This window comes from Burkholderia sp. LS-044 (genome assembly GCF_004803625.1).
Taxonomy (GTDB): domain Bacteria; phylum Pseudomonadota; class Gammaproteobacteria; order Burkholderiales; family Burkholderiaceae; genus Burkholderia; species Burkholderia cepacia.
On sequence record NZ_SSWO01000001.1, the window covers coordinates 224,337 to 240,823 of the forward strand.

General features: G+C 70.2%; 14 protein-coding genes. 10 read left to right on the forward strand and 4 right to left on the reverse strand.

Features of this window, described 5'->3' with window-relative positions; all coding sequences use genetic code 11:
• Nucleotides 1-25: 25 nt before the first annotated feature.
• Nucleotides 26-1,384, reverse strand: coding sequence for an acyl-CoA dehydrogenase family protein (locus E9536_RS01015; RefSeq protein ID WP_136469108.1), 1,359 nt, complete (start codon nt 1,382-1,384; stop codon nt 26-28).
• 313 nt (nt 1,385-1,697) lie between these two features.
• Here E9536_RS01015 and E9536_RS01020 point away from each other — a divergent pair, with 313 nt between their 5' ends.
• The 8 genes from E9536_RS01020 (at nt 1,698) to E9536_RS01055 (ending at nt 9,870) form a co-directional block, all read left to right on the forward strand.
• Nucleotides 1,698-2,783, forward strand: a complete 1,086-nt coding sequence (locus E9536_RS01020; RefSeq protein ID WP_060085184.1) for an LLM class flavin-dependent oxidoreductase — start codon at nt 1,698-1,700, stop codon at nt 2,781-2,783.
• A gap of 22 nt (nt 2,784-2,805) precedes the next feature.
• Entirely contained in the window at nt 2,806-3,645 is an 840-nt protein-coding gene (locus E9536_RS01025; protein ID WP_027791454.1) for a class II aldolase/adducin family protein, read from the forward strand.
• 32 nt (nt 3,646-3,677) lie between these two features.
• Nucleotides 3,678-4,730 (forward strand): ABC transporter substrate-binding protein, encoded by a 1,053-nt coding sequence (locus E9536_RS01030; protein WP_136469109.1) that lies wholly within the window; start codon nt 3,678-3,680, stop codon nt 4,728-4,730.
• Nucleotides 4,731-4,734: 4 nt separating this feature from the next.
• Nucleotides 4,735-5,850 (forward strand): ABC transporter permease, encoded by a 1,116-nt coding sequence (locus tag E9536_RS01035; RefSeq protein ID WP_136469110.1) that lies wholly within the window; start codon nt 4,735-4,737, stop codon nt 5,848-5,850.
• Entirely contained in the window at nt 5,844-6,671 is an 828-nt protein-coding gene (locus E9536_RS01040) for an ABC transporter ATP-binding protein (RefSeq protein WP_136469111.1), read from the forward strand. Before E9536_RS01035 ends, E9536_RS01040 begins: the two co-directional genes overlap by 7 nt.
• 50 nt (nt 6,672-6,721) lie before the next feature.
• Nucleotides 6,722-7,924 carry a cytochrome c gene (locus E9536_RS01045; protein ID WP_136469112.1) on the forward strand — a complete coding sequence of 401 codons (1,203 nt, stop codon included), beginning with the start codon at nt 6,722-6,724 and terminating at the stop codon, nt 7,922-7,924.
• Nucleotides 7,925-7,961: 37 nt separating this feature from the next.
• Nucleotides 7,962-8,915, forward strand: coding sequence for an ABC transporter substrate-binding protein (locus E9536_RS01050; RefSeq protein ID WP_136469113.1), 954 nt, complete (start codon nt 7,962-7,964; stop codon nt 8,913-8,915).
• Nucleotides 8,916-9,003: 88 nt separating this feature from the next.
• A complete protein-coding gene (locus tag E9536_RS01055; protein ID WP_059696279.1) occupies nt 9,004-9,870 on the forward strand; it encodes an MOSC N-terminal beta barrel domain-containing protein in 867 nt (288 codons plus the stop codon).
• A 114-nt stretch (nt 9,871-9,984) separates the two neighbouring features.
• Here E9536_RS01055 and E9536_RS01060 read toward each other — a convergent pair whose 3' ends face one another.
• The 3 genes from E9536_RS01060 to E9536_RS01070 all read right to left on the reverse strand — a co-directional run bounded on the left by E9536_RS01060 (nt 9,985) and on the right by E9536_RS01070 (nt 13,550).
• Entirely contained in the window at nt 9,985-11,403 is a 1,419-nt protein-coding gene (locus E9536_RS01060; RefSeq protein ID WP_060315286.1) for a sensor histidine kinase, read from the reverse strand.
• A gap of 79 nt (nt 11,404-11,482) precedes the next feature.
• Nucleotides 11,483-12,163: a response regulator gene (locus E9536_RS01065; protein WP_027791446.1), complete on the reverse strand. Its 681-nt coding sequence runs from the start codon at nt 12,161-12,163 to the stop codon at nt 11,483-11,485.
• A gap of 145 nt (nt 12,164-12,308) precedes the next feature.
• Complete coding sequence (locus tag E9536_RS01070; protein ID WP_136469114.1) at nt 12,309-13,550, reverse strand: multidrug effflux MFS transporter; 1,242 nt, start codon at nt 13,548-13,550, stop codon at nt 12,309-12,311.
• Nucleotides 13,551-13,652: 102 nt separating this feature from the next.
• Between E9536_RS01070 and E9536_RS01075 the strand changes: the two genes are divergently transcribed.
• Together E9536_RS01075 and E9536_RS01080 are read left to right on the forward strand one after the other, a co-directional pair.
• Nucleotides 13,653-15,140 carry a PLP-dependent aminotransferase family protein gene (locus E9536_RS01075; RefSeq protein WP_136469115.1) on the forward strand — a complete coding sequence of 496 codons (1,488 nt, stop codon included), beginning with the start codon at nt 13,653-13,655 and terminating at the stop codon, nt 15,138-15,140.
• Between the two features lie 219 nt (nt 15,141-15,359).
• Nucleotides 15,360-16,460, forward strand: a complete 1,101-nt coding sequence (locus E9536_RS01080; RefSeq protein ID WP_136469116.1) for an ABC transporter substrate-binding protein — start codon at nt 15,360-15,362, stop codon at nt 16,458-16,460.
• Nucleotides 16,461-16,487: the final 27 nt, after the last annotated feature.

Here is a 16,487-nt window from a genome sequence, read left to right on the forward strand (position 1 = left end):
GATGCTCGCGCCAGCCCTGCTCCGCTCACGCATCGCTGCGGCCGCGCCCGGTCTCGTTGACCGACGCTCCGCCCGTTTCCGTCTCGCCGCCCGCTTCACCCTTCGTCTTGCCCTTCGCTTCGACCCGGCTCGCCGCGTCGAGCACCGCACGCCCCGCCGCCACCGCGATCGCGTCGTCCTGCGGCGTATGCACGCGGCTGCACAGCACGTCGCGATAGTGGCGTTCGAGTGGATTGGCGCGGCTCAGCCCGTGATTGCCCGACAGCTTCAGCGCCTGCTCGACCGCACGGATCGCGTGCTCGGTCACGGTGCGCTTGACCAGTCCGCTCGTCGTGACCGGCGGCGCGTGACCCGCGTCGGTGCGCGCGACGTGATCGTCGAGCAGCACGCGGTTCGCGTGCAGCCAGCCCTCGATTTCGCCGACCGCTTCCTGCACGCGCGGCAGCGTCGCGAGCGGTGCGCCCAGCCCGCTCGGCGCACGCGTCGTCGCGAATTCGACCACCCAGTCGCGCGACGCGCGCGCCACCGCGTCGTACAGGCTGCCGAGCAGCGCGACCATCCACGCCTGCTGGTCGGCCTGCGCGTCGGCATCCGCGTGGGTCGCGGCCGACACGGCCCATGCGTCCGGTGCGCGCACGTCGACCGCGTGATCGGCCGGCAGCCGGACGTCGTCGAACACGACCTCGTGGCTGCCCGACGCACGCAGGCCGAGGTGATTCCAGCTTTCGATCACGCGGATGCGATCGCCATCCGCATCGCGGTCGCGCGGCACGAGAAACACGCCGACGCGCGGCGCCGGTTCGTCGGTGCGCGCCCACACGGCCAGCCAGCGCAGCGCCGGAATCCCGGTGCTGTACAGCTTGTGGCCGGACAGCCGCCAGCCGTCGCCGTCGCGCCGGGCAACGGTTTCCGGCAGGCCGCCGCGCGACGGCGAACCGAGCGCGGGCTCGACCCGCAGCGCGTTGATCAGCGCACCGTGCGTGACCGCGCTGTCGAACACCGCGCGCCGCACCTGTGCGGGCCAGCGGTTGTCGGCCCGGCCGAGCGCGCGATGTTGCAGATAGGTCATCGTCAGCACCAGCGCGGTGGCCGGATCGGCCCGCGCGACGGCGGCGACGATCCGGCTCGCCTGCGCGAGCGTCGCACCGGCGCCGCCATGCTCGCGCGGCACGACTTGCGCGATCAGCCCCGCGCGATGCAGCCGCGCGAAGTTCTCGTGCGGAAAGCGGCCATCGACGTCGTTGCGCGCCGCATCGGCGGCAAGTTCCGGCGCGAGGCGCTCGAGCAGCGCGGCGACGCGTGCGTCGTCGGCATCGTCGGTGGGCAGGAGGCGCAGCGCGGGCGGCTGCGGCGACGGCGAGGAAGCGGCAAGGCTGGCGGACATCGAAACGGATTCCCTGGGTAATACGGACAGGCGGCAAGCGCGACGGAGATCGGCAACCGCGGCAATCGATCGCCACGCGGCGCGGTATCCCGTGAACCGGGCGATCCGCAACGCGTGCCCCCGGATTCGCCGGCGCCCGCGCGCCCGATCGTTCGTGAGCCCACAGCGTATGCGCAGCGCACACGCGCCCAAACCATGCAAATCTGATATTCAAATCGGGATTGATTATTTCCATTCCGCATGATCGCGGCGTTAACCTGCGCTCCATTCCTGCCCGGCCGCGCGCCGGGACATCCCCGCACCGGAGACCCAGATGAGCGTCGAATTCATCGGCATGATCCAGAGCCAGAAGCAGTCGGAAATCCACCCGCCGTCCGGCCCCGTGGTCGATCCCGGCTACGTGCGCGACTTTGCCCGCGCCCACGAGACGGCCGGCTTCGACCGGATCCTCGTGCCGCATCACTCGACCGGCCCGTCGGCGACGCTGACGATCGCATTCGCGGCGGCCGCGACCGAGCGCATCCACTTCATGCTCGCGCATCGCCCGGGCTTCACCGCGCCGACGCTCGCCGCGCGGCAGATCGCGACACTCGACCAGTTCAGCCGCGGCCGGCTCGCCGTGCACTTCATCTCCGGCGGCTCGGACAGCGAGCAGCAGCGCGACGGCGATTTCCTCGACCATGACGCACGTTATGCGCGCACCGACGAATACCTCGGCATCCTGCGGCGGATCTGGACCGAAGCGCAGCCGTTCGATCACGACGGCGCGCATTACCGGTTCAAACAGGGGTTTTCGGAAGTGAAGCCGTTCCAGCAGCCGCATGTGCCGATCTATTTCGGCGGCGCATCGGAAGCCGCGCTCGCCGTGGCCGGCAAGCACGCGGACGTCTACGCGCTGTGGGGCGAATCGCTCGACCAGGTGCGCGACCTGACGACCCGGGTGCGCGCCGAAGCCGCGAAGCACGGCCGGCAGGTGCGTTTCTCCGTGTCGTTCCGCCCGATCCTCGCCGCGACCGAGGACGAAGCGTGGGCGCGTGCGCATCGCATCCTCGACGAAACACGCCGGCTGCGCGAAGCGGCCGGGCTCGGCGCCGGCGGCCCGCAGCAAAGCGAAGGCGCGCGCCGCCTGCTGGCCGCGGCCGAACGCGGCTCGCGCGTCGACAAGCGGCTGTGGACCGAGATCGCCAGCCTCACCGGCGCGCGTTCGAATTCGACGGCGCTGGTCGGCACGCCCGAACAGGTCGCCGATGCGCTGCTCGACTACTACGACCTCGGCGTCACGACGTTCCTGATCCGCGGCTTCGATCCGCTGGAAGACGCGATCGACTACGGCCGCGAACTGATTCCGCGCGTGCGCGGCGCCGTCGCCGCACGCGACGCGGCGCGCCGCGCGGCCTGACGCAACCCGGGAGACCCTTACGATGTCCGCCGTTCCGTCCACACTCGAACGCACTGCGTCGGGCCTCGCGCTCGCCGCGTCGCCGCGCCAGCATTTCTGGTTCGATCCGCCCGCGCCGCGCATCGACGTCGCCGCCGAGCGCCGTCACCGTCAGGAGCGGCTCGCGGCCGCGTTCCGCCTGTTCGCTCGCTTCGGCTTCGCACAGGGGCTCGCCGGCCACATCACCGCACGCGACCCCGAGCTGCCCGACCACTTCTGGGTGAATCCGCTCGGCGTGCATTTCTCGCAGATCAAGGTGTCGGACCTGCTGCTCGTCAACGCGCGCGGCGAAACCGCGATCGGTTCCCGACCGCTGAACAAGGCCGCGTTCGCGATCCATGCGGCCATCCACGACGCGCATCCGCACATCGTCGCCGCCGCGCATACGCATTCGACGTATGGCAAGGCGTGGTCGACGCTCGGCCGCCCGCTCGACCCGCTCACGCAGGACGCGTGCGTGTTCTATGAAGACCACGCGCTGTTCGACGACTTCACGGGGATGGTCGTCGACACGAGCGAAGGCGCACGGATCGCCGATGCGCTTGCGAAACCGGACGGCACCACGCACAAGGGCGCGATCCTGAAGAACCACGGAATCCTGACCGCCGGCCCGACGGTCGAGGCCGCCGCATGGTGGTACATCGCGCTCGACAACGCCGCGCACACGCAGTTGCTGGCCGAGGCGGCCGGCACGCCGCAACCGATCGATCACGCCACCGCGCGCCACACGCACGGCCAGATCGGCGGCCCCGAAGGCGCGCTGCATGCGTTCGACAGCCTGTTCGCGCGCGTCGTCGCCGACGAACCCGACCTGCTCGACTGAGCGCCTTCCCGCACGACCGGAGACCAGACCACATGACCCGAACCGCCGCACCCGCGCCCGCCAATGCACACGACACGCGCGACACGCACGACGACAAACGCCGCAAGCTGCTGCGCGCGGCCGGCGCCGCCGCGCTCGCCGCGCCCGCGATCACGCTTGGCCGCAAGGCCTGGTCCGCGCCGCCGCTGAAGAAGCTCACGTTCGCGTGGAACCAGAACGCGTTCTGCCTGACGCCGATCGTCGTCGCGCAGGAGCGCGGCTTCTTCGAGAAGAACGGCCTGAAGGTCGAACTGATCAACTACAGCGGCTCGACCGACCAGTTGCTCGAATCGATCGCGACCGGCAAGGCCGATGCGGCGGTGGGGATGATCCATCGCTGGCTGAAGCCGCTCGAAGCCGGTTTCGACGTGAAGATCATCGGCAGCTCGCACGGCGGCTGCGTGCGGCTGCTCGGCTCGAAGGCGGCCGGCGTCACGACGCTGCAGGCGCTGAAGGGCAAGACGGTCGGCGTCAGCGACCTGGCCGCGCCCGGCAAGCATTTCTTCTCGATCCTGCTCGCGAAGAACGGTATCGATCCCGAGCGCGACATCACGTGGCGGCAGTATCCGGCCGACCTGCTCGGCGTCGCGGTCGACAAGGGCGAGATCCACGCGATCGCCGACGGCGACCCTAACCTCTATCTGCTGGAAAAGCGCAGCAACGGCGCGTACACGGAACTCGCCACGAACCTGTCAGGCGAATACGCACGCAAGGTGTGCGGCGTGATCGGCGCGCGCGGCGACCTGGTGCGCAACGACCGGCCGTCCGCCGCCGCACTCGCGCGCTCGATCGTGCAGGCCACCGAGTTCACGCACGACAACCCGAACGAAGCCGCGAAGGTGTTCGCGAAGTATTCGCCGAAGATCAGCCCCGAGGATCTGCGCAAGCTGTACGCGACGCTCACCTACACGCACCACCCGACCAACGTCGACCTGCAGCAGGAAATCGCGTTCTATGCGGACGATTTCCGCCGCATCAGCGTGCTGAAGAAGAGCACCGACCCGCAGCGCTTCGCGCAGCAGGTCTATGCGAACGTGCTCGGGTGACGCGATGTCGACGATCGAACACGCCTCCACCGCGCGCACCGCACCGTCACCGGCCGGCGGTGCGCCTGCTTCCGCTGCTTCCGCTGCTTCCGCTGCTTCCGCACGCGTGGCCTGCACGGCCTGCGAAGCGACGCTTGCGGCCGAAGCGCGCCGCGCGCGCACCTGGCCGACCGGCATCGCCGCCGCACTCGCCTGGGCCGCGCTCGGCGCCGTCACGCAGCTGTGGCCGAACCGCATCGTCGGTTTCAGCGACTGGGCGTACACGGACACGTTCGGCACGGCCGCGTGGACGATCGCCGCGTTGCTGCTCGCCGCCGCGACGCTCGGCCATCTCGTCGCCGCGACGCGCACGCGGTTCGCGCGCGTGCGCCCGGCCGGCCCGTGGCTCGTCGCGCTGCCGCTCGTGCTCGCCGCGTGGGAAATCGTCACCGCGAAAACCGGCTGGCTGCCGACGCCGTTCTTCGCGCCGCCGCAGGCACTGATCGAGGTCTACGTCGACGACTGGCCGCGCCTGCTCGGCAGCGCCGGCAATACGCTGAAGCTGCTCGCGCTCGGCTTTGCCTACGGCGTCGCGGTCGGTTTCGCGGTCGGCGTGTCGATCGGCTGGTCGCGCCGGATCGGCTATTGGGTGCACCCGGTGCTGCGCGTGCTCGGCCCCGTGCCGGCCACCGCGCTGTTGCCACTCACGTTCTACTTCTTCCCGTCGAGCTATTCCGCCGCCGCGTTCCTGATCGCGCTCGCCACCGGCTTCCCGGTCGCGGTGCTGACGTGGTCGGGCGTCGCGAGCGTCAACAAGCAGTATTACGACGTCGCGCGCACGCTCGGCGCGAATGCGCGCTTCCTCGTGCTGCGCGTCGCGATTCCGGCCGCGCTGCCGCACGTGTTCGTCGGCATCTTCATGGGGCTGAGCGCGTCGTTCACGGTGCTGGTCGTCGCCGAGATGATGGGCGTCAAGTCCGGGCTCGGCTGGTACCTGAGCTGGGCGCAGGGCTGGGCCTCGTACGTGAACATGTATGCGGCGCTGATCGTGATGGCGCTGCTGTTTTCCGGGCTGATCGCGCTGCTGTTCGCGGTGCGCGACCGCGTGCTCGCGTGGCAGAAAGGAACCGTCAAATGGTGAACGCCGCCGTACTCGAATCGTCCGCTTCCTCGTCGCCCGCCGCGTCGCCTGCCGTCACGGCGCCGCGCGGCGCGCGCATCGACATCCGCCGCGTGAGCCATGCGTTCGACGGCCCCGGCGGCCCGCTGCCCGTGCTCGACGACGTCACGCTGTCGGTCGCGGCCGGCGAATTCGTCGCGCTGCTCGGCCCGAGCGGCTGCGGGAAATCGACGCTGCTGCGCCTCGTCGCGGGCCTCGACGCCGCGCGGCAAGGCGGAATCGCGCAGGACGGCGTGCCGATCGAGCAACCCGATCCGTCGCGCATCGTCGTGTTCCAGGACCCGACGCTGTACCCGTGGCGGCGGGTGCGCGCGAACGTCGCGCTCGGCCTCGAGGCGCGCGGCGTGGCGCGCGCGTCGCAGCATCGCGTCGACGATGCGCTCGCGCGCGTCGGCCTGCAGGAATTCTCGAACGTGTTCCCGCATCAGCTGTCCGGCGGGATGGCGCAGCGGGTCGCACTGGCCCGCGCGCTCGTCAACGATCCGCGCCTGCTGATTCTCGACGAGCCGCTCGGCAAGCTCGATTCGCTCACCCGGCTCACGATGCAGGCCGAACTCACCGCGCTGTGGCAACGCGACGGTTTCTCTGCATTGCTCGTCACGCACGATGTCGAGGAAGCGCTGTTCCTCGCGCAGCGCGTGATCGTGTTCGGGCCGCGTCCCGCACGGATCGTCGCCGAGTTGCGCGTCGACCTGCCCTATCCGCGTCATCGCGGCGACCCGCGCCTCGCCGAGCTGCGTCACGACGCGTTGCGGCATCTCGGGCTCGATGCGAGCTGGTAGATGCGCGGTACCGTTCGACGATGGGCCGCCGTGCGGCGGGAACGTAGCCGATGAATGCACCGACGTTCTCCGACTGGGCGCTGCTGTTTCTGCAAGGGCTGTATCGCGCGCAAGTCGCGCTGTCGCGCGTGCTGCATGCAATCGGGCTGACGGGCGACGCCGATGGCCAGCCTGCCTGGCCGTGGGCCCGTCGCATCGCGCTCGAAACGCTGCGCATCGACGCCGGGCTCACGCGGCAACTCGCGTTCGCCGTCGCGGCGACGACGCTGGCCGCCGTGCTCGCGTGCATCGCGCTCGCGTTACGCAAGCGGCGTGTGGCGTCGGCGCTTGCGGTGCTTGCGGTGCTTGCCGCGCTCGCCGTTGCGTGGTTCGCGCCGTGGCCGCCGGCTTCGCTGTGGCTTTCGCCTGCCGTGCCGACGAGTTTCCAGCGCGATCCCGCGCCGTTTTCGGTATCGAACGTGATGCGCGGCGCGCACTTGTATGCGCAGCACTGCGTGGCGTGCCACGGCGTGGACGGACGCGGGGAAGGGCCGCTCGCGGCCACGCTCCCGCACTGGCCGCCGACCTTCGCCGGCGCCCTGCTCGCCCGCCGCCTTGACGGCGAACTGTTCTGGCGCGTGCGCCACGGGACACGCGACGAACGCGGCATGCCGACGATGCCCGGCTTCGCCGCGACGCTCGGGCCCCGCGACACCTGGGCCGTGCTCGACTACCTGAAAGCGCTCGCCGCGGGCAGCGGCGCGCAGGCAGAAGGCGCGTGGCCCGTGCCCGTGCCGCTGCCGGCGCTCGACGTGCGCTGCGGCAGCGCCGCGCCCCAACCGCTCGATCGCTGGCGCGCAGGCCAGCGCGTGCGCATCGTCGCCCTCGCGCCGGGCGCGCCGCCCCCGCCGGAAGACGCGCGCTGGCAAACCTTGCTCGTCACGGCAAGCGGCACGCCCATGGCGCAGACGGCCGGCACGGCGCGAGCCGATTGCGTCGCGTCGACGCCCGATGCGTGGCTCGCCTTCGCGACGATCGCCGGCGTGGCGCCCGCCGCGCTCGGCGGCACGCAGCTCCTCGCCGATCGCCGCGGCTGGCTGCGGGCGCGTGCGTTGCCGGGCAGCGCGGGCTGGTCGGACGCCGACCTGCTGTGCCGCTCGGACGCCACGGCACGGCCGGCAGTACCGGCCGCGAACGGCGACGCGCTGACCGCGCTGCTGCTGCGCGTCGACACGGAACCCGTGCGCGACGTACAGGCCGGGCTCCCGCATTGATCGAATCCCTGACCTTCTCTTCCGACCGAACTTCACGATGAATCCGACCCGACGCCACTTCCTCGCGCAAGCAAGCGCCCTCGCCACGATCGCCGCGGCCCCGGCCGCCGTGCGCGCGCAATCGGGTACGCGGCCGCTGCTGCGCGCCGGCGACCAGAAAGGCGGGCTGCGCGCGCTGCTCGAAGCAGCCGGCGAACTGAACGGCCTGCCGTACGACATCGCGTGGACCGAGTTCCCGGCCGCCGCGCCGCTCGCCGAAGCGCTGAATGCGGCCGCCGTCGACTGCGGGCCGATCGGCGATGCGCCGGTGATCTTCGCGCTCGCGTCGGGCGCACGCATCAAGGTGATCGGCGCGAACCGCTCCGACCCGTACGGCACGGCGGTGCTCGTGCGGCCCGACGCCGCGCTGAAAAGCCCGGCCGACCTCAAAGGCAAGCGCATCGGCACCACGCGCGGCTCGATCGGGCATTTCGTCACGCTGAAGGCGCTCGACGCGGCCGGCCTGCCTCCCGACGCCGTCTCGTTCCGCTTCCTGCCGCCGGCCGATACGATGCTTGCGCTCGCAACCGGTTCGATCGATGCGTGGGCGACCTGGGAGCCCTATACCGCACTCGCGGAAACGAGCGGGCGCGCGCGCGTGCTCGTCAGCGGCCGCGGGCTGTGGTCGGGCCTCAGCTACATCGCGGCGACCGACGCGGCGATCGCGTCGAAGCGCGACGTGCTGCACGATTTCCTGCGGCGCGTCGTGCGCGCGCAGGCGTGGTCGTACCGGCATGCCGACGCGTATTCGGCGGCACTCGCGCGCATCATCGGCATTCCGCCGGCAGCCGCGAAGCTGCAGTTCGAGCGCCGCAACACGCGCTGGTTGCCGATCGACGCGACGGTCATCGCCGAACAGCAGCGCACGGCCGACTTCTACCTGAAGGCGGGACTGCTGCGCCAGCCGCTCGACGTGCGTACCACGTTCGACCCCGGCTTCCCGCTCGCATGACCGGCCGCGCGACGCAGCGCAGCCGTCCGAACGGCTGCGGCGCGATCTGGCACAATCGCAGTCTCGCCATCCGCCTTCAGCCAGCGTCATGCCAGCCATCGCCGAACTCTTCGTGTATCCGATCAAATCCTGCGCCGGCATCGCGCTGTCACGCGCGCAGCTGCTCGAAACGGGCCTGGCGTACGACCGCCACTGGCTGATCACCGACCCCGCCGGACAGATGATCACGCAGCGCACGCACCCGCGCCTCGCGCTGATCCGCACCGCACTGAACAGCGATGCGCTCGTGCTGAGCGCGCCGGGCATGCGCGAGATCCGCACGCCGCTCGACGGCGACGTCTCGCCCGCCACGCCGAAAATGGCCGCGACCGTGTGGCGCGACACCGTCGATGCGATCGACACGGGCGCCGAAACGGCCGCCTGGCTCACCGAATTCCTCGGCACGCCCGCGAAGCTCGCGCGCTTCGCGCCCGACGCGCGCCGCGGCTGCAACCGCAAATGGACCGGCGAGATCGACACGCACACGCAGTTCGCGGACGGCTACCCGCTGCTCGTGATCGGCCAGTCGTCGCTCGACGACCTGAACGCGCGGCTCACCGCCAAAGGTGCACCGGCGATTCCGATGAACCGCTTCCGGCCGAACATCGTGGTGTCGGATCTCGACGCGTACGAAGAGGATTTCGTCGAGCATCTCGACACGGAAGGTGCGTCGCCCGTGCGGCTGCGGCTCGTGAAGCCGTGCACGCGTTGCCCGATGCCGACGATCGACCAGGTCACCGGCGCGCCCGATCCCGCATGGCCGCACGAGCCGACCGACACGATGCAGACCTATCGCGCGAACCCGAACTTCGGCGGCGAGCTGACGTTCGGCATCAACGCGATCGTCGTCGAAGGCGCGGGCGGGTGGCTCGAGGTCGGCCAGTCGCTGGAAGCGGAGATCGGGTTCGGCGATTGACGCGCGTACACGGCACCGCGCATCCGATCACATCGTCTTCGTAGCCCGGAAGCCGCCCGAGCGGCTTCCTGCTTCCTGCTTCCCACTGCCCTCATCGCGACTCACGACTCGCCATCACGCGGCATGCGCCCCCGCGTCGTTCGCCGCCGGCAACCGGATCGTCACGACCAGCCCCCCGCCGGCCGCATCGGCAAGCGTCACGGTGCCCTGATGCACGCGCGCGATCTCCCGCACGATCGACAGCCCGAGCCCCGTCCCTTCGACCGTCTGCGTCTTGCTGCCGCGATGGAAACGCTCGAACACCGCGTCGCGCTCGTCCGCCGGCACGCCCGGCCCGTTGTCGATCACGTCGAGCCGCGCGTGCTCCCCGTCGCGCGACACGCGTACCGTAATCACCGCGCGATCGCCCGCATAACGGATCGCGTTGTCGATCAGGTTGCCGATCATCTCGCCGAGCAGGTCGGGCTGCCCGTGCACGTCGATGTCGGCCTCGTGCTCGAAGCCGAGATCGATGTCGCGCGCGCGTGCGACCGGCGACCAGTCGAGCGTCACGCTGCGCGCGAGCCGGTGCAGCGCGACCGGCTGGTGGGCAACAGCGTGGCCGCTGTCCGAATCGAGCCGCGACAGCGACAGCAGTTGCTGGACGATCTTCGCGGCCTGCCGCACCGCGCCGTTCGCGCGCCGCAGGTGCCCGTTCGCGCGCGGCTGCTCGTCGGGCCGCAGCGCGAGCTCGACGCCCGCCTGCACGGCCGCGAGCGGCGTCTTCAGTTGATGGGCCGCGTCCGCGAAGAAGCGGCGCCGCGCGACCTGCATCCGCTGAGTACGGCCGATGTACTGGTTGATCGACTCGACGAGCGGCGCAAGTTCGCTCGGCATCGCGCCGGTATCGAGCGGCGTCGTGTCGTCCTCGCTGCGCGCGGCGACCGTCGCCGACAGCCGGTTCAGCGGCCGCAGCCCGCGCCCGACGCCGAGCCACACGATGCCGAGCGCCAGCACGACCAGCAGCCCTTCCTGCAGCAGCGACCCCACCAGGATCTCGCGCGCGAGCGCCTGGCGCGCCTCGATCGTCTCGCCGACCATCACCCACACGATGCGCGACTGCGCGGTCGGCACGTCGTGCACCGGGATGCGCAGCGCGGCCATCCGCAACTGTTCGCCGCGATAGACGACGTCGTAGTAGCGCGTGACGAACAGCGCACCGTCGCCCGCGTCGCGCCCGTGCGGCAGCGGCAGGTCCGGGTAGCCGGTGACCGTGTGGCCGTTGTCCTCGCGGATCAGGTAGTAGATCTTGCCGCCGTCGCTCGATTCGAGCATTTCGAGCGCGAGATACGGCAGGTCGACCTCGATCTCGCCGTCATTGAGCCGCACGCCTTCGCGGATCGACTTCAGCGACGACGACAGCGTGCGGTCGAACGCGACGTGCGCGGCGTTCATCGCGCGCTGGTACGTGAGCCACGAGTCGAGCGCGAGCAGGCCGAGCAGCGGCAGCAGCAGCCACAACGCGACCTGCGTGCGCAGGTTCGGGCGGGGCATCATGCGTTCCGCCGGGACGCCGCAACGACGCCAGGCGCCGCGTCGGGGCGCAGCGCACCGCCGCGGATGGGCGGGGGGCTCATTCCGCCGCCTCCGCCCTCGCCTCCAGCAGATAACCGAGCCCGCGCAGCGTGACGATCGCGACACCCGTGTTCTCGAGCTTCTTGCGCAGCCGGTACACGTAGATCTCGATCGCGTCGGCGTTGACCGACTCGTCGAGCCCGAAAATCTTCTCCGACAGCGTTTCCTTGTTGATCGCACGGCCGTTGCGCAGGATCAGCACCTCGAGCACCGAACGCTCGCGCGGCGTGAGCGACAGCGGCTCGCCCGCGAGATGGAAGCTGCGGTCGATACTGTCGTACGAAAGCGGCCCGCATTCGACCCGCGAATGCTCGTGGCCGAGGCTGCGGCGGATCAGCGCGCGGGCGCGCGCCTCCAGTTCGGTCAGCTCGAACGGTTTCGCGAGATAGTCGTCGGCGCCGAGATCGAGCCCCTTCACGCGATCCTCGACCGACCCGTGCGCGGTCAGGATCAGCACCGGCACCGGATTGCGCCGCGCGCGCAGCCGCCGCAGCACTTCCAGCCCGTCGAGCTTCGGCAGCCCGAGATCGAGGATAACCAGCGCGTAATCCTGCGTGCGCAGCACGTGGTCGGCCGCCTCGCCGTCCGCCATGTGATCGACAGCGAAGCGCGCCGCGCTCAGCGCGTCGTTCAGCGACTGGGCGAGGTTCGGGTTGTCTTCGACGAGCAGCACACGCATGGGGATTCCGGGAAGGTCAGCGACAGGCCGCTACATTACATGATCCTTTCCGTCGCGACGCCTCGCGGAAACACCGGTTGCGCCGCCGGCGCGCCCGCGCGTCGGCCGGCCCGCCGACCGTCGCCGAACGCTCAGCGCTCAGCGCTCAGCGCTCGGCGGCGGTGGCACGGCTGCGCGGCGCGAAGCGCGAACCTTCTCCTGCGCTCCGCCGCTCGCGCAGGCCGACCACCACCGCCAGGAACGCGACGCTCGCCCCGGCCGTGACGACGATCATCGGGCGCGCGGTGCCGTCCGACAGCCACGCCAGCACGCCGCCGCACGCGGCCGTGATCGCCATCTGGATAAAGAAGAACAGCCCGGACGCCGTCCCGGCGATCGTCGTGTACGGCTGCATCACCGCGAACTGGCAGGCCGGGATCGCGATCCCGACGGCGATCATCACGACGAACATCGGGACGACGAGCGCCGCCACCGCCGTCGGCGCGACCGCTCCGCCGATCCACAACGCGGCGGTGCCGGCCAGATTGACGCCCGCCGCCGCCGCGATGACCGAATCGGCCTTCCAGCGCGTGCCGGTCCGCGCGAACACGTGCGAGCCGATCAGGTAGCCGAGCACGGTCAGGCCGAAGATCGCGGCATACACCGGGCCGGATACGCCTCGCTGCCGCTGGAACAGCGTCGACGATTCCGCGATGAACGGGTAGTACGTGCAGTACGCGAAACTGATCGCGAGCGAGTAGCGCAGGAAACGGCGCTCGCGCAGCAGGCCCGCGTAGGTCCGCAGGAGCCCCGCGCCCGGCGCCGGCCGCGCGTCGCGTTCGCGGGTCTCCGGCAGGTAGCGCAGCACCATCGCCGCCGCGACCACCCCGCCCGCCGCCAGCGATCCGAACACGCCGCGCCATCCGAGCCACTCGGCCAGCGCGCTGCCGGCCAGCGGCGCAATCACGGGCGACAGCGCCATGCCGGCCGAGATCCGGCCCAGCATCGTCGCCTGCATCGCGGCCGGGAAGCGCTCGCGCACGATCACCCGCCCGACCACCGTGCCGCAGCAGCCGCCCAATGCCTGGAAGATGCGTGCGGCGACGATCGCCGCGATGCTGGTCGAGCACGCGCAGGCGACGCTCGCGACCACGTAGAGGCACAGGCCGCCGATCAGGACGGGGCGACGGCCGTAACGGTCGGACAACGGCCCCGACACCAGCATCGACAGCGCATAACCGACCATGTAGAGGGTCAGCGTGAGCTGCAACTGGGCGTCGGTGCCGTGCAGCGTGTCCGCCATCGCCGGCAGCGACGGCAGGTACGCATCGATCGTGACGCGCGGCAGGCACACGACGAGCATCAACAGGAACAGCCAGCCCCACTGGGGTAATGAACGCGTTTTCATGCGGTGAGCCCGCCTCCGGTCGGATCGATGTGGTCGACTGAAATCTAAGGTCAAAGTGATATAAGCTGAAGGGCCATTAAATTCGACACCGACTGGACCACTATGGCGCGAGGCAAAGCCGCAATTCCGCTCGATCTGCCGTGCCCTGCGGGGCTGTCCACGGGCAATCCGCAGTCGAAGCAGGAGTGCATCGCCGACGCGTTGCGCGACGCGATCCTGAAGCGCCTGCTCCCCGGCGACAGCCCGCTGCCGTCCAGCCGCACCCTCGCGGCGCGCTGGGGCGTCGCCCGAGGGACGGTCGAGGCGGCATACGACCGGCTGTGCTCGGAGGGCTACATCGCCCGCGCGCAAGGGTCGGGGTCGCGGGTATGCGCGGTGGTACCGGACAGCTACCTGCGCGCGGCCGCGCAGTCGCGCGGCAACGGCGCGCCCCCTGCCGACGCGCGCCCCGCGCCGGCGCGCACGACCGACGCCGCCGAGCCGGAACAAGGCGTGCGTCCGGGCGTCCCGTTCGTCGCGCGGCTTGCCGATCCCGGCCTGCTGCCGATGCAGCAATGGAAGAAGGCGCTCGGGGCCAGCCTGCTTGCCGCGACGGCGAACGACCTCGGGGCGACACCGGCACAAGGCGTCGAAAGCCTGCGCGACGAAATCGCCGCCTACCTGCGCGAATATCGCGGCATCCCGTGCAGCGCCGGCGACATCTTCATCACGACCGGCATCCGGCATTCGATCGATCTCGTCGCGCGCACGCTGCTCGCGCCCGGCTCGACGGTGCTGATGGAGGACCCCGGCTACGCGTCGGCCTGGCAGATCTTCACGATCGCGGGCGCGACCGTGATCGACGTGCCGGTCGATCGGGAAGGCATCGATACCGCGTCGCTGGACCGGCATCCCGATGCGCGCGCGGCCTATGTGACGCCCGCCCACCAGGCGCCGCTCGGCGTCACGATGTCGGTGTCGCGCCGGCTCGAACTGCTCGACTGGGCGCAGCGCAACCGCGCGTGGATCGTCGAAGACGACTACGACGGCGAATTCAGCTACCAGACCGCCCCGCTGCCCGCGCTGAAATCGCTCGACGCGTGCGATCGCGTGATCTACTGCGGCTCGTTCAACAAGACGCTGTTCTCGGGGCTGCGCATCGGCTTCATGGTCGTGCCGGCGGCACTGCGGCCGGCGCTGTCGGCCGTGTGGCACGCGACCGCGCGCTCGGTCGGCGTGGCGCCCCAGCTGGCGCTGGCCCGCTTCATCGCGCACGGCGATTTTGCGAAGCACCTGCGCGCGGCGCGTCACGCCTACCGCCAGCGGCGCGACATCGTGCTCGACCAGTTGGCGAAACACGCCGGCGGACGGTACGCGGTGTCCGGCGAACACGCGGGCTTTCATTTCGTGCTGTGGCTGCCGCCCGGGATGGACGACGCAACGTATGTCGCGCAAGCCCGGGCGGCCGGCGTCGAGTTGCAGCCGGTCCGCGGATTCTGTCGAAGCGCGCGGTGCGAAGCAGGCGTCGTCGTCGGGTATTCGGCACTGACGGCCGCGCACGCGCGGCATGGCGGCCGGCTGCTCGCGAAGCTGCTCGCGCACCCCGTCTAGGCGCCCCCCGCCGTCGTTGCCGCGCCCCGCGGCAACCCGCTTCCCTCCGTTACCGGATCGTGCCGCGCGTCGCGAAACGGCGGGCCGCCGCCGCATCGACTTCGGGAAATCCATGACACGAACGACGCGATTGTGAACTGAAATGAAAGCGGGCTGAAAGTGCGCCGCAATTAACATCCGCGTCACTCGAACAACACCTAGACGTAACTGGAGGAAGACATGCCGTTTGCACCGAAGCACCTCGCCGCCGCGCTGGCGGTCGTTCTGGGCACTGCCGCCGGCAGCGCCGCCGCGCAGGTTCCGGCCGGGTATCCGGGGAGTTACCAGGGCGTGATCGACGCCGCGAAGAAGGAAGGCAAGCTGATCGTCTACTCGACGACCGACACGGGCCTCGTGCGCCCGCTGATCAAGGACTTCGAAAGCCTGTACGGCGTGAAGGTCGAGTACAACGACATGAACAGCACCGAGCTGTACAACCGCTACATCAGCGAGAACGCGGCGAGCAGCACGAGCGCCGACGTGCTGTGGAGCTCGGCGATGGACCTGCAGGTCAAGCTCGTCAACGACGGCCTGATGGCGTCGTACGATTCGCCGGAAAGCCCGAACGTGCCGCAATGGGCGCAATACCAGAAGCAGGCGTACGGCACGACGTTCGAGCCGCTGGCGATCGTCTACAACAAGCGCCTGATCCCCGAAAACGAAGTACCGAAGACGCGCACGGACCTGATCAAGCTGCTCGCGTCGCAACCGGACAAGTTCAAGGGCAAGCTCACGACGTACGACGTCGAGAAATCCGGCGTCGGCTTCAATGCGCTGACGCAGGACGCGCACCTGAACGAGAAGATCACGTGGGAACTCGTGAAGGCCATCGGCAAGACCGGCCCGAAGCTGCAGTCGAGCACCGGCGCGATGATGGAGCGCATCTCGTCGGGCGAGAACCTGATCGGCTACAACATCATCGGTTCGTATGCGTACGCGAAGGCGAAGAAGGACAAGTCGATCGGCTACGTATTCCCGAAGGACTACACGCAGATCGTGAGCCGCCTCGCCACCATCTCGAAGAAGGCGAAGAACCCGAACGCCGCCAGGCTGTGGGTGGACTACCTGCTGTCGAAGCGCGGCCAGACCATGATCGCGAACCAGGCGAACCTGTACGCGATCCGCACGGACGTGACCGGCGAGACGTCGGCCGCGAGCCTCACGAAGGAACTCGGCGATTCGCTGAAGCCGATCCAGATCGGCACCGGCCTGCTCGTCTACCTGGACCAGTCGAAGCGGCTCGCGTTCCTGAAGCAATGGCAGCAGGCGATCAAGAGCTGATCCGCTGATCGGCTCCGGCTGACCCAT

Excerpts from the sequence above, each read along its gene's own strand:
- E9536_RS01035 (WP_136469110.1), top strand. The coding sequence starts at position 4,735 with ATGTCGACGATCGAACACGCCTCCACCGCGCGCACCGCACCGTCACCG.
- E9536_RS01065 (WP_027791446.1), bottom strand. The coding sequence starts at position 12,163 with ATGCGTGTGCTGCTCGTCGAAGACAACCCGAACCTCGCCCAGTCGCTG.
- E9536_RS01020 (WP_060085184.1), top strand. The coding sequence starts at position 1,698 with ATGAGCGTCGAATTCATCGGCATGATCCAGAGCCAGAAGCAGTCGGAA.
- E9536_RS01040 (WP_136469111.1), top strand. The coding sequence starts at position 5,844 with ATGGTGAACGCCGCCGTACTCGAATCGTCCGCTTCCTCGTCGCCCGCC.
- E9536_RS01070 (WP_136469114.1), bottom strand. The coding sequence starts at position 13,550 with ATGAAAACGCGTTCATTACCCCAGTGGGGCTGGCTGTTCCTGTTGATG.
- E9536_RS01050 (WP_136469113.1), top strand. The coding sequence starts at position 7,962 with ATGAATCCGACCCGACGCCACTTCCTCGCGCAAGCAAGCGCCCTCGCC.
- E9536_RS01030 (WP_136469109.1), top strand. The coding sequence starts at position 3,678 with ATGACCCGAACCGCCGCACCCGCGCCCGCCAATGCACACGACACGCGC.
- E9536_RS01080 (WP_136469116.1), top strand. The coding sequence starts at position 15,360 with ATGCCGTTTGCACCGAAGCACCTCGCCGCCGCGCTGGCGGTCGTTCTG.
- E9536_RS01045 (WP_136469112.1), top strand. The coding sequence starts at position 6,722 with ATGAATGCACCGACGTTCTCCGACTGGGCGCTGCTGTTTCTGCAAGGG.
- E9536_RS01060 (WP_060315286.1), bottom strand. The coding sequence starts at position 11,403 with ATGCCCCGCCCGAACCTGCGCACGCAGGTCGCGTTGTGGCTGCTGCTG.
- E9536_RS01025 (WP_027791454.1), top strand. The coding sequence starts at position 2,806 with ATGTCCGCCGTTCCGTCCACACTCGAACGCACTGCGTCGGGCCTCGCG.
- E9536_RS01015 (WP_136469108.1), bottom strand. The coding sequence starts at position 1,384 with ATGTCCGCCAGCCTTGCCGCTTCCTCGCCGTCGCCGCAGCCGCCCGCG.
- E9536_RS01075 (WP_136469115.1), top strand. The coding sequence starts at position 13,653 with ATGGCGCGAGGCAAAGCCGCAATTCCGCTCGATCTGCCGTGCCCTGCG.
- E9536_RS01055 (WP_059696279.1), top strand. The coding sequence starts at position 9,004 with ATGCCAGCCATCGCCGAACTCTTCGTGTATCCGATCAAATCCTGCGCC.